The sequence below is a fragment of the Sorangium sp. So ce836 genome, from assembly GCF_028553905.1.
Lineage (GTDB): Bacteria > Myxococcota_A > Polyangia > Polyangiales > Polyangiaceae > Sorangium > Sorangium cellulosum_D.
Genome location: NZ_CP102233.1, coordinates 11,811,053 through 11,824,088, shown reverse-complemented (window position 1 = coordinate 11,824,088; position 13,036 = coordinate 11,811,053). Strand labels below are relative to the sequence as shown.

The 13,036-nt window shown below is 73.1% G+C and carries 7 protein-coding genes; 3 read left to right on the top strand and 4 right to left on the bottom strand.

Annotated elements, in window-relative coordinates; all coding sequences use genetic code 11:
• Nucleotides 1-2 precede the first annotated feature (2 nt).
• The gene (locus NQZ70_RS43155) at nt 3-908 is read right to left on the bottom strand and encodes a hypothetical protein (RefSeq protein WP_129579417.1); all 906 of its coding nucleotides are present in this window, start codon (nt 906-908) and stop codon (nt 3-5) included.
• A 346-nt stretch (nt 909-1,254) separates the two neighbouring features.
• Entirely contained in the window at nt 1,255-5,268 is a 4,014-nt protein-coding gene (locus NQZ70_RS43150) for a serine/threonine-protein kinase (RefSeq protein ID WP_129579416.1), read from the bottom strand.
• Nucleotides 5,269-5,495: 227 nt separating this feature from the next.
• On the opposite strand from NQZ70_RS43150, the gene NQZ70_RS43145 reads away from it, so the two are divergent.
• The gene (locus NQZ70_RS43145; protein ID WP_165374454.1) at nt 5,496-6,923 is read left to right on the top strand and encodes a serine/threonine-protein kinase; all 1,428 of its coding nucleotides are present in this window, start codon (nt 5,496-5,498) and stop codon (nt 6,921-6,923) included.
• A gap of 114 nt (nt 6,924-7,037) precedes the next feature.
• Here NQZ70_RS43145 and NQZ70_RS43140 read toward each other — a convergent pair whose 3' ends face one another.
• Nucleotides 7,038-7,778, bottom strand: a complete 741-nt coding sequence (locus tag NQZ70_RS43140) for a hypothetical protein (protein WP_237244581.1) — start codon at nt 7,776-7,778, stop codon at nt 7,038-7,040.
• A gap of 839 nt (nt 7,779-8,617) precedes the next feature.
• Here NQZ70_RS43140 and NQZ70_RS43135 point away from each other — a divergent pair.
• Nucleotides 8,618-9,376 (top strand): DNA methyltransferase, encoded by a 759-nt coding sequence (locus tag NQZ70_RS43135; protein ID WP_408022450.1) that lies wholly within the window; start codon nt 8,618-8,620, stop codon nt 9,374-9,376.
• Nucleotides 9,377-9,421: 45 nt separating this feature from the next.
• Nucleotides 9,422-10,381, top strand: coding sequence for a gluconeogenesis factor YvcK family protein (gene yvcK, locus NQZ70_RS43130; RefSeq protein ID WP_129579412.1), 960 nt, complete (start codon nt 9,422-9,424; stop codon nt 10,379-10,381).
• 21 nt (nt 10,382-10,402) lie between these two features.
• Here the strand turns inward: yvcK and NQZ70_RS43125 are convergent, their stop codons facing one another.
• Nucleotides 10,403-12,289 carry an APC family permease gene (locus NQZ70_RS43125; RefSeq protein ID WP_129579411.1) on the bottom strand — a complete coding sequence of 629 codons (1,887 nt, stop codon included), beginning with the start codon at nt 12,287-12,289 and terminating at the stop codon, nt 10,403-10,405.
• Between the last annotated feature and the right edge of the window lie 747 nt (nt 12,290-13,036).

The following is a 13,036-nucleotide window of genomic DNA, read 5'->3' as shown; positions in this document are numbered from 1 at the left end:
GCTCAGGGGAACAGCGGCGTGCAGAGCGGATAGAACGCCGAGAAGTCAGGCCGCTGCAGAAACACCGTGACGACCTCGTCGTAACGGGTCTTCATGGACTTGCCCCCGGGGGTGCTCGTCGCGGCCTCGCAGCCCTCGTAGCCCTCGAGGGAGGCGTTCTTGCACACGCTGTCCTTCGCGTCCGCCAGGTCGCGGCACGGGCCCAGGAACTTGAGGCTGCAGTCGTCCTTCGACGCGCACGTCCGCTCCGGCGCGAAGTTGGTCTCGTGGCCTGCGCACGAGAGCTGGAGCAAGGCGCCGCCGCAAGCGTACATCCGCGAGCCGATGTCGCCGAGCTCGTCGCGCTTGCCGAGCGGCTGGAACACGTTGCCGAAGAAGGAGATCTCCTCCTGCTGATAGTCCCGCCGCTCCGCGCTGTCCGTGGCCAGCGCCGGGTTGCGGCCGCGCAGCGAGATCGCGACCTCGACGCCGTACCCGTTCACGTGCGCGAGCAGGCACGCCGTGATCCAGCGCTGGGACTTCTCGGGGAGCGGGGCGCGCAGCCAGTCGGGCGCGAGGCCGATCCGCCCCTCGAACTTGTACGTCGTCCCGTCCGCCTCGCCCGCGAGCGACTTCCCCGCGGGGAGCGCGCAGGCGATGGTGTAGCGGAGGAGCTCACGGCCGTCCGCGTCGCGCAGCAAGTCCGTGGTGGCCAGCGTGCGGCCGTCCGCCGTGAGGCGGCTCATCGAGAGGCTGTTCATCGAGAGGCGGTTCATCGAGAGGCGATTCATCGACAGCCGGTTCGTCGATACCACCTCTTCTTCCGACGTCCCCACCGCCTCCTCGGAGCCCGGATCGGCGCTCGTGACACAGCCGAACAACGCAAGGCATGGAATCGCGACGACCGTCCGTAGCGCGGTAAGTCTCATGGGGTGCCTCTCTTTTCGAGTGCGGTGGGGTTTGCTGAAATCGCTGCAATCGTCGGGCCATGCCTGACCGCTCCCGCCCGCATCGCCCCGACGTGGAACGCCGCACGGTCGAGCTCCGCATCGCCCGGTCGACGTCCGCAGTAGCCCCTACATCGTCGTCATGCCCGCTACTGAGGCGAAATGCACCAGCCCGAGGGCCCGTCGCCCCCGCGCCCCTCGCATTGCGCGCTTTCAGCCCGGATTCTCGCCCCCGGACGCGCGCCCGAAACGCCGGCGCCGCGACACCCTCTCGCCACGCTGAGGCGATTTGCATCGGGGTTCGGCGCTCACCCGGGCGCAGCTTTCGTCACTCCCCGCGCGCGAGCGCGCCGGGGGGCGCATCGCCCTCGGACGGCTCGGCAGGCGCGGGCAGCAGCGCCGCCACCGCCTCGAAGCGGGGCTGCCACATGCGGCAGCCGGCGAGCACGGGCCGCGCGCGCTCGAGCGCCGCCTCCGCCTCGCGGTGACGCGCGGCGGAGGCGGCCACGCGCGCGCGGAAATAGAGCACCTCGAGCAGCTCCTCCACCGGCAGGGTGCGCTCCGCGAAATCGGTGAGCGCCTCCCAGCTGTCCCCCGGCTCCTCCGCGCCCGCGGGGAGCTCGAGCCCCTCGGCCGCGAGCACCAGCTTCAGCGTCCGGAACAGCGCGAACAGCGCCGGCGCCGAGGCGTCGGGGCTGCACCGCTCGGCGACCCACGCGACGAGCCGCGCCGCCTCCACGAAATCGCCGCGCGCCGCCTGGATGCGGGCTATGAGCAGCGCGTCGTCCGGGGCGTCGCGCTCGCCGAAGCGCTCGTCGAGCACGCGCGAGCGGCGCGCCAGCGCGAGCGCCTCGTCCTCGCGCCCGCACCAGTGCAAGAGCTCGGCGAGGTTGTGCGTCGCGACGTGCTCGGGCCCGGGGTTGCCGATCTCGCGCGCGAGCTCGACCGCGCGGCTCAGATCCTGGAGCCCGCGCTCGGGCGCGCTCAGCGCGGCCCACAGGTAGGCGCGGTTGGCGTACGCCGAGCAGAGGTGCAGCTGATCCTTCCGCTCCTTGGAGAGCGCGATCACCTCGCAGAAGCGCGCCTCCGCGTCGGCGAGCCGGCCCGCGATCACGAGCGCCATCGACAGGAGCAGCAGCGAGATGACCCGCGTCTCCTGGTCGCCCTCGGCCGCGGCCCCGGCCGACGCGCGGCCGAGGAGCTCGATCGCCTCCGCCACCCGCTGCTGCCGCCAGCACGAGCGGCCGAGCGCCATCCGCAGGCGGTTGTCGAGCCGAACGTCCCCGAGGCGCTCGACGATCGCGCGCGCCTCGGACGCGCGCCGCGCCGACGCCGCGTAGTCGGTCGCGTGATCCAGCGCCGTCGCCTCCTCGAGCAGGAGCTCCGCGGTGAGCCGGTCGTCGCCGAGCCCCCGCGCGAGCTCGCGCGCGAGCGCGAGATCCGCGAGCGCCTCGGGGATCCGGTGCAGGCAGTACCGCGCCTTGCCGCGGCCGGCGAGCGCGCGCGCGCGCCCCCGCGCGTCGTCCTCGGGGAGGAGCGCGAGCGCGGCCGTGTAGCGCTGGTCGGCCTCGACGTCGCCGTGGGTCGCCGCCGCCCGGTCGCCGAGCGCGAGGTGGGCCGACGCCGCCGTCGCGCGCTCGCCGCACGCGGCCGCGTGCCGCGAGAGGTGCCCGAGCCCCCGCAGGTCCGGGGCGCGGGGGTCCACGCGCGCCCGCCAGAACGCGAACGCGTGCGCGTGGATCGTCTGGCGCTGGAGCGGCGCGAGCGCGTCGTAGACCGCGTCGCGGAACGTCGCGCTCTCGAACGCGTAGATCCCCCGCTCGCCGCGCGCGAGCAGCCCCAGCGCGGCGAGCGCGCCCAGGCCGACCCCGGCGTCCATCGGCGTGCTCGCCCCGCCCGCCTGCTCGATCGCGTCCTGGATCGCCTCGACCTCCTCCCGGGTGAAGTCGGGCCCGAGCGCGGAGCAGAGCCGCACGCAGGCCGCGAGCTCGGGCGAGAGCGCGTCGAGCCGGCGCGCGGCCAGCCACTGCCACACGGGCAGCGGCGGGAGCTGATCGAGCGCGGCGGTCGCCACGTAGAAGGCCCCGGTCGGGCGCCGCTGGACCGCGCCGGTGCGCTTCAGCGCCCGGACGAGCTCGGTCAGGGTGGACGGGTTGTACCCGGACCAGCTCGCGAGCTGCCGGAGCGCGGCCTCGGGCGGGTACTCCGCGGGCAGGAGGAGCTCGGCCGCGAGCCGCATCGCGTCCTGCTCCGAGAGCCGCCCGAGCGCCGCGCGATCGTGCCGCTCGGCGCGCGCGCCCCAGCTCCGCCGCATGTCCTCGAACCTCGGGTGCGCCGCGACGAGCACCCAGAGCGGGCAGCCCGGCGCGTCGAGCGTCGCGAGCTCGAGCGCGTCGAGCGCCGCGTCGTCGGCCCAGTGCGCGTCGTCGAGCAGGACCGCGACCGGCGCCTCGCGCACGCGGCGGCGGAGCCCCTCGGCGATCGCGCGCATCGTGCTCTGCCGCAGCGACCACGGCGACGCGTCGGCGGCGTCCGGCGGCGCCCACCCGAGCGCCGCGGCCACCGCCGTCCACGCCTCCTCGGCGAGCGCCTCGCCGAGCCGCTCCGCGCAGCGCGCCCGCACCTCCTCGGGCGGAGCGGCGGCGTCCACGTCGAGCACGCGGGCGAGGAGCTGGCCGGACACGCGCTCGCCCGCGAGCGGCTGGGCCGCGCGCAGGGCGATGAGCTGCGCCCCCTCCTGCATGCGCCGGACGAGCGCGGCCGCCTCGTCGAGCAGGCGCGATTTGCCGAGGCCGCCCTCGCCGATGAGGGTGAACAGGCCCGGGCACCCGCCGGACAGGCTCGCCTCCATGCTCACCGCGAGCGCGCCGACGATGTCGTCGCGGCCGACGAGCGGCGCGGCGCTCGCGGAGCCCGGCGGGGGGTGCGAGCGCTGGGCGAGCCGGTAGAACGCCGCGGAGGGCGCGGGCGAGAGCGCGGCGTCGCGCGAGACGCCGCGGAGCTCGCCCTCCGGCAGGGCGCGCACGAGGTCCGCGGTGAGCACGACGCCGCTCCAGTCGCCCCGCGGCATCCAGGCGTCGGGCTGCTCGACCGGCGCGCCGTAGACCGCGGGCGGCCCCTGCTCCTTGCGGCGCACGATCAGCCCGGCGATGTGCGCGGCCGCGCGCCCGGCGCGCCGCTCCTCGACCTCGCGGGCGACCGCGATCGCGGCGCTCACCGGATCGTCGGCGTCGAGGCCCGAGAACACGCACACGAGCCGGCCCCCGCGCTGCCTCGCCACGAACCCCTTGCGCGCCGCGACGGCGCTCATCACGAAGGCGGCCGCGCCCCTGGCCTCGACCACGAGCACGACCGCGGGCTGGCGGCCCTCGGTGAGCAGCGCGCCGCGCGCGGGCTGCGCGTTCGGCGCGGGCTGCGCGCCGCCCGGGCACGCCTGCTCGAGCGCGCGCCGCAGCGCGGCGACGTCGGGCGGGCGGCGCTCGGGCTCCTTCGCGAGGCAGGCGAGGACGAGCCGCTCCAGCGCGTCGGGCACGGCCGCGAACTCGTGGGGGCGGTGCGGGCGGAGCGCGAGGTGCCCGTGCTCGATCTCGCCCCGATCGCCGGTGAACGGCGTCCGCAGCGTCAGGAGCTCGTAGAGGATCACGCCGAACGCGTAGATGTCCGTGCGCTCGTCCTGGATCGGGTCGCCGCGGATCTGCTCCGGGGCCATGTACTCCGGGGTGCCGATGACCGTGCCGCGGGGCGTGAGGCCCTCGTCCTCCGGCGCGCGCGCGTGCTTCGTCAGGCCGAAATCGAGGAGCGCGAGGCGCTGCCCCCCCTCGGCCAGGAGCAGGTTCTCCGGCTTCAGATCGCGGTGGATCACGCCCTTCGCGTGCGCCGCCGCGAGCGACTCGAGGATGGCCGCGCCGAGCGCCACGACGGATTCGGCGCCCGGCGGGCCCTCGAGCTCGGCGAGCACGTCGGCGAGCGTCCTGCCGCGGATGAGCTCCATCGCGATGAACGGCCGCCCGTCGCGCAGCGCGCCGTGCGCGACCACCCGGGGCACGTGCGGCGGGCCCACCTGCTCGAGCGCCTCCGCGTCGCGGCGGAATCGCTCCACCATCATCGGGCTCGCCCACCGCCCGACCTTGAGCGCGACGGGCTCGCCGCCCTCGTCCCGCGCCGCCTCCCACACCGTGGCGAAGCCGCCCGCGCCGATGCGCCCGAGCGGCGTCACCCCCGGCAGCGATGGGGCGGGCTCCTGCGCCGCGTCGAGGGGGCCGCCCGGCGGCGGGAGCCAGGCGTCGCGCGGGCAGGGCTTCGTGCCGGAAATGCGGCGATGGCAGACCTGACAGCGCGGCAAGCTGCCTCCTTGGGCAAGAGCTTAGCCGGTTCGACGGCCCGGACGAAGGCATCGTCCGCACTGGCCATCTCAATGGAACGGGGTGTGCTTCTTCCGCGAGGGTGTGGCAAGAGACCGTTCGCTCGGTGGACCCGACCCAGGACGAAGCGGCGCAGAGGGCCGTGTCGGATGGGCGGGACGCGCTCGACACGGCGTGCGGCGGCGGCGCGGGTGAGGCGGTTTTGTGCATGGACACTTGCGCAGCGCCCGCGTCGTCGGGTCGCCCGCAGACGCTCCCCGCGGGCAGCCGGGTGGGCGACTACCTCGTCGAGCAGAGCATCGCTCACGGCAGCTTCGGCGTCGTCTACCGCGCCGTGCACGCGGAGAGCGGCGCGCGCGCGGCGGTCAAGGTGCTCCACCCGGAGCTCGTGTTCACCCGAGAGGCGGTCGTGCGGTTCGAGCGCGAGATCCAGGCGATCCGGCGGATCGACCATCCCAACGTCATACGCATCCTCGATTGCGGCGAGATCCCCGGGGGACGGCCGTTCTTCGCGATGGAGCTCCTCCGCGGGGTCGATCTCCAGTCGTACATCATCTCGCGCGGCAGGCTCTCGCCGGAGGAGGCGCTCGACATCCTGGAGCCGGTCTGCGAGGCGCTGTCGGCGGTCCACAGGAGCGCGATCGTGCACCGGGATCTCAAGGCCTCGAACGTGTTCATCGCCGACGAGGGCGGCCCTGCGCGCGTGATCCTCCTCGACTTCGGCGTCGCCAAGGTCCTCGACGACGCGGGGCCGGGCATCACGGCGCCGACGCACCTGCTCGGCACGCCGGCGTGCATGGCGCCCGAGCAGATCCGGGGGCAGGCGGCGGACCCGAGGACGGACGTCTACGCCCTCGGCGCGCTCGCCTATTACATGCTGACAGGCAAGCTCCCGTTCCTCGACTCGATGCTCGCGACGCTCCTGCACATGCACCTCTGGGTGCTCCCGCCGAGCCCGAGCCGCGAGGCGCCCGTGAGCCCCGAGCTCGACGGCGTGGTGCTCCGCGCGATGGCCAAGGACCCCGCCGCGCGGCACCAGACGGCGGCGGAGTTCATCGAGGAGCTCCGCGCGGCCGTGGCCGCGGCGCGCAAGAGCGTCGCGCCGCTGCCGGGGAGCTCGGAGGAGCGAAGGGTGGGCGCGATCCACGTCGAGGTGCGCGCGGCGTGCGGCGCCGCGGACGAGCCCGACGACGCGCTGCTCGCCGACATGGATGCGGTGCTGCCGCGCGCGTCGCGCTTCCTCGCGGCGCGGGGCTTCGGCGCGGCGATGGAGACGGGCAATACGCTGCTGTTCTTCAAGGAGCTCGCCGCCCCGGCGCCGTCGGACCGGGCGTCGCGGCGGGAGATCGTCGAGGCCGCGCTGCTGCTCGAGCGCGAGCTCTCCGAGCGCGGGGGGCGCGACGCGCGGGTGCACGTGAACCTCTGCCTGCACGCGGGTCGGGCGCTGATGCGCGCGTCGGAGGTCGTCGGCGGAGAGGTCATGGATGTCGAGGCGTGGGCGCCGGAGGCCGAGCTGCCCGGCGTGCTCGCGACGGCGGAGATGCTCGACGGCCTCGATGTCGACGCCGAGCCGCTCGAGCGCGCGCCGGAGCTCCTGCGGGTTGCGCGCCTCTCGGCGGCGCCGCGGTCGCGCTAGCTCCGCCCACCGGAGCTCCTGGCGCGGCGTCGGGCGGCGCGGCGGCGGCCCTCTCGGCGCGGGAGGCGCGGGAGGCGAGAGCGCGCCGCTATTGCGGCACGGGGAGCGCGGCGCTCAGTCCGTGAGCCTCCCGATCACGATATCGCGCATCTGCTTCGAGTAGTACGTCGAGCCAGCTTGCGGGCTCCAGGTGTATCCCACGATCGCGCCGGTGCTGTTGCTCGCATAGAGGCGCATGTCGCCCCGCCCGACGCCGGGGTGCCAGGAGCCGTCCGACTGGCGCCGGGTGTCCGTCATCCCGTGGCCCGTGGTGCTCGCGTCGAGGACGGTGAGCTCGTACTGGGTCGTGCCGGCGAGGATCGGATAGGTGGCCGAGCGCGGCACCGCGGCGCCCGCCGCGAGGGCGACGTGCCCGGAGGCCGTGGTCCCCGGCGGATACTCGATCGCGATGATGTCGCCCGCCTGGATTTGGTCCACCGTCAGGATCTCGTCGAAGCCGTCCCCCGCGACGATCCTGTCGTGATAGAGGACGGCGTTGGGGCTCGTGCTGCCGAACCACGCGGAGATGTCGTAGGTCGACAGGCCATAGGCCCGCTTGAGGACGTGGGTGACGAACGAGGCGCACAGGCTGCGGCTCCGGTACTCGGTCGCCCCCTCGACGCCGGCCCAGTGAACGTAGCTCGTGCCGCTGCCGTATTCGTTGTTCTCCGGGGCGATGTGCGCCACGAGGGTGTCGGCCCAGTAGAAATGGCTGGGCGCCTCGATCGACTGGCCCGCTGCCGGGAGCGGCGCGAGCAGGCTCAATCCCGCCAGGGCGACGGCTGGAAGCGCGCGAACGACGGATCGTGAGCTCATGCACTTCATTGCACTCATGGTTTCCTCCCGTGTGGAATCGATGGTTCCGCGTGGGGTGATCTCACCCGGTGCCGGCGGCTCGGCGAGCGTCGCGGCGGAGCTCCGGCAAAGCGAAGTGGGGTACGAAGCTACCCAACATACGCCGGTCGCTCGGCCGCCACAATCGCCGTCTCAGCAGTCGCAGCCGTCGCAGTAACGCCCACGCGCGGCGCTCGGCTCCGCGCGACTCGACGCATCGCTCGTCCACGCGCCACTCGCCACGCGCTACTCGCTACATAGGGTTCCATTCGAACAGCGTTCCCTCCATTTCCACAGCGCGCCTTCTCCGGACGACATCCGTGCACGTCTTCATAGGGCCGCGCGGCGGCGCCCACCGCGGGCGCGCGGAGCGGCGCTGATGCGGTGATCGCGGCCGGCGGCCCTCGTCGAGCACCTCTTTCACGAGGGCAGGGGGGACGGCCGCGCGCGTCGGGGCGCGCCGGCGGGTCGCCGGGGCGCGCCGGCCGGCCCGCCGGCGGGGCCGCCGGCGCCTATTTCCGCCGTTTTGTTGACAGATCCGCGCAGTTCGATTGGATGGCCGCGTGCCCCCCGTGAAGCGCGCATCGACCGACCTCCACCCCGTCCTGACGCTCGGCGACTCGCTGGAGCACTATGCCTCCTGGCCGAGGCCCACCGTGATCGTCTCCGACGGCGCGTATGGCGTCTCCGGCTTTCCCGGCGACCCCCCGACGCACGAGGGGCTCGCCGCGTGGTACGCGCCCCACGTCGCCGTCTGGTCGGAGCGCGCCTTGCCGTCGGCCACCCTGTGGTTCTGGGGGACCGAGGTCGGCTGGGCGACCGTGCACCCGCTGCTCGATCAGCACGGCTGGGAGTACCGGAGCTGCCATGTGTGGGACAAGGGGATCGCCCACATCGCCGGCAACGCGAACACCCGGACGCTGCGCAAGTTCCCGGTCGTGAGCGAGGTGTGCGTGCAGTACGTGCGCAAGGTCCTGCTGGAGAGCGGCGGCGCGCGGCTGCCCCTCAAGGCCTGGCTGCGGCACGAATGGGAGCGCTCGGGCCTCCCGCTGCGCCAGACGAACGAGGCGTGCGGCGTGAAGAACGCCGCCACGAGGAAGTATTTCACCCGCTGCCATCGCTGGTATTACCCCCCCGCCTCGGCGTTCGAGCGGATCGTCGCGTTCGCGAACGCGCACGGCCGCCCCGAGGGGCGGCCCTACTTCTCGGTCGACGGCAAGCGGTCGCTGACGGGCCATGAATGGTCGAGCCTGCGCGCCAAGTTCCATTGCGACGTCGGGGTGACCAACGTCTGGCACGAGCCCGCGGTCCGCGGCGCCGAGCGCTTCAAGGAGGAGACTCGCTCCGTCCACGGCAACCAGAAGCCCCTCAAGCTGCTCGATCGCATCATCCGGGCGTCGTCCGATCCGGGCGATGTCGTCTGGGAGCCGTTCGGCGGGCTCTGCTCGGTCGCGGTGGCGGCGTTCGCTGCGGGGCGGCGCTGCTACAGCGCCGAGATCGCGCCCGCGTACCACGCCGTCGCCTCGAGCCGCCTCGCGAAGTGCATGCCGCAGCCGCGCGTCGAGATCTCGGCGGCGTGACGGCCGGTGTCGGCCCCGCTCGCCCGCGTGGTACCCTGCTCCGCCATGGCGACGCCGAAGATCGTGACGGTGGGAGGAGGAACGGGCCATTACACGCTCCTCACGGGCCTGCGCGACCTGAGCGCCCGCATCACCGCGATCGTGACCATGATGGACTCGGGCGGGAGCTCCGGCAGGCTCCGGGACGAGTACGGCCTCCTGCCCCCGGGCGACTTCACGCGTTGCCTCGTCGCCCTGTCCGAGCACCCGGAGGCGCTGAAGGAGCTGCTCAGCCACCGCTTCCGCTCGGGGAGCCTCGGCGGGCACACCCTGCGCAACCTGATATTCACCGCGGTGCAGGAGATCACCGGCGCGCTCCCCCTCACGGTCGAGCGCCTGCACGAGATCTTCTCCGTCAAGAACCGCGTCCTCCCCGTCACGATGGACCATGTCGATCTCGTGATGTGCCTCGAGAACGACCGGACCATCCGCGGGGAGGCGTCGATTGACAACCTCTCCGACATGCTCGATGCGCCGGTGCTCTCGGTCTATCTGGACCCGGAGGCCCAGGCCTATCCAGCCGCGCTCGAGGCGATCGCGGACGCGGATCTCATCATCCTCGGGCCGGGCGATCTCTACACGAGCCTCGTGCCGAACCTCCTCGTCAAGGGGGTGCGCGAGGCGATCGCGGCGAGCCGCGCCCGTGCGCTGTTCGTGTGCAACCTCATGACAAAGCCCAACGAGACGCCCGGCTACACGGTCGAGGACTTCGTGGGGACCATCGCGATGTACCTCGGCGAAGCCCGGCTCGACGCGGTGCTGTTCAACGACGTGTGGCCCTCGGCCAGCCTGCCGGAGTACGCCTCCGCCGGCTCCGAGCCGGTCGTGACCTCGCCGGACCGGCGGCTCGCCTCCGACCTCCTCGTCCCCGCCGATCTGCTGTTCGGCGGCAAGCTGATCCGCCACGACCCGCACAAGCTCTCGTCCGCGATCGTGTCGCTCGCCAAAGAGCGCGCGTGGTGGTGAGCTCCGAGGGCGCGCGGCCCGTCAAGCCGCCTTCGGCGCGTCGTACAGGTAGAAGGGCGTGTTGACGATCACGATGCCCTTCCCGCCGCGGAAGAGCAGGAGCCATTTGAGGATCGAGGCGGTGTGGTTGTGGAGCAGGTAATGGTACCAGTGTGACTCGACCACCTCGGGCACGACGACCGCCACCTGCCGGTCCGGGTGGGCGTGCGCGACGGTGGTGACGAAGCGGAGCAGCGGCCTGAAGAGCCGCCGGTAACGGGACCGGACCACCACCAGCCGCGGCGCCGCGATCCCCTTCGCCCGCGCGGGCTCCTCCACGAGCTCGCGCCACTCGCCGCTGAGGTCCTCGACGCGCGGGTCGTCGAGGATCACCTGGAGCGCGTAGACCTCGGGCGAGAGCTGGAGCGCGAAGCGGAGCCCGTTCTGCGCCACGAGGTCCCATCGCCGGATCGGCACCACCACGATGGGCGGGGGCGGCGGGGTGAGGTCGAGCGGCTGGTGGCCGCGGACCGCCTCGTCGAGCTGCTCGTAATGCGCCCGCACGCTGCGGAAGATGAGATAGGCCGCGATCACGAGCAGGGTAGAGATCCACGCCCCCTCGGAGAACTTGGAGGCGATGATGACGACGAGCGTCGCGGCCGTGGCCGTGGCGCCGATGGCGTTGATGGCGAGGTGGAGCCGGAAATGCTTGCCGCGGACCCTGTTCCAGTGCGCGACCATCCCCGCCTGCGACATCGTGAAGGCGAGGAAGGCGCCCACCGCGAAGAGCGGGATGAGGGCGTCGGTGATCCCGTGAAAGGCGACGAGCAGGATCGCCGAGAGCCCTGCGAGGACGCCGATGCCGTAGGAGAAGGCGAGGCGCCTGCCGCGGTGGATGAACGGCTCTGGCAGGAAGCGATCGATCCCGAGGAGCTGGCAGAGGCGCGGGAAGTCGGCGAAGCTCGTGTTCGCGGAGAGCAGGAGCACCGCCACGACCGCGGTCAGGGTCGCGTAGTAGAACGGGCCGCGCCCCACGACGGCGGCCACGACCTGCGAGAGGATGCTCTGATACCCGCTCTTGCCGGGCTCGGTCGCGGTGATGCCGTAGGCCTGCGTGAGGATCGCGACCCCGGCGAGCAGGATGCCGAGCGAGGCCACGATGTACGAGAGCGTCCGGCGCGCCTGAAGGCTGCTCGGCTTGCGGAAGGCGGGGACGCCGTTGCTCACCGCCTCCACGCCGGTCATCGCGGTGCACCCGCTGGCAAAGGCGTGGCAGAGCAGCGCGAGGCTCGCGGTGCCGAGCGTGGCCGGGTGCGAGGGCGGGGCGACCACGGGCGCCGGGTGCCCGCCCTGGAGGAGCGTCTTCCCGACGCCGATCGCGATCACCGCGAAGAGGCAGCCGAGGAACGCGTACGTCGGCGCCATGAACACGAGGCCCGCGGTGCGGAGCCCGCGCAGGTTGGCCGCGGTGAGCAGGACGAGGACGCCGAGGCAGAGGCCCAGCGTGTGGGGCAGCAGCGATGGCACCGCGGAGACGAGCGCGCCGACCCCCGCGGAGACGGCGACCGCGACGTTGAGCACGTAGTCGAGGAGCAGCGCCGCCGCGGCGACGAGGCCTGCAGAGATGCCGAGGTTCTCCTTCGCGACGATGTACGAGCCGCCGCCGCTCGGGTAGGCGACGATCGTCTGGCGGTACGAGAAGTAGACGACCGAGAGCAGCGCGATGATCAGGGCGCTGAGCGGCACGATGTGGCGAAGGCCGAGCGTGCCGAGGGGCAGGAGCACGGTGAGCGCGGCCTCGGGCCCGTACGACGCAGACGCGAGGGCGTCGAGCCCGAGGACCGGGATCCCGGAGAGCGGGCCTATCTGTTCCTTCTCCTCCTCATCCGAAGCCAGCCGCCGGCCGAACAGGAGCGTCGTGAGGGACATGCGCGTGAGGGCCGAGCAAACGATATGCCCGGGAGAGCTCCCTCGCGCGCGCGTCGCCGGGCGCGGCGTGCACACGCTGATCGCCGCGCGCTCCGCGGTATTTTCAGCGAAGTAAGCGCAATGCTGGTCGAGCACGCGCGCTGCTCCATGCGAGCGGCCGGCAGCGACCGAATCGATGCCGGACTGACCGCTGCTCGCGGCGCCTCGCTCGCGGCCCGATCGAGCACAGGCGCAGGCGATCGCGTTCGAGTCGACGACGCGCGCGACTACGCTCTCGGCGTCGTGCGGAACGCTCCACGCGAGCAGGAGACGACCCCGCGATCGTGCCGCGCCGCGGACGCCCTCGGTGCTCTCGCCGTCGCCTTCGCCGTCGGGTCGCCTGGTGCCGGCCGGCCGGCAACGTCATCGACCGCGCAACCTCGTTGACGGTGTGGCAATGTGATATAAATCACTAACTCCGAGGTGCTTTTCTGAACCGCCGAGCGCTCGTCGGGGCCTTCGCCCACATCGCCCTCGCGCTCGGAACCGCCGCCGGGCTCCGTCCGCGTCCCGGTGTCCTCGTCGGAGCGCCGCGGGCGCGTGAGCCCTTGAGGCGAGATCATTTGCCACGCCCGGCCAAGTTGCCTCATCGTCGTCGAGCGCCCGCGCACGCGATCGCCCTTGCTGCTGGCGCAGGCAGCGCGACGCGGCGTCGCTGCGCCGCCCGTTGCGCGATTCTCCAGACTGGTATGTGCTTCGCATAGAGCC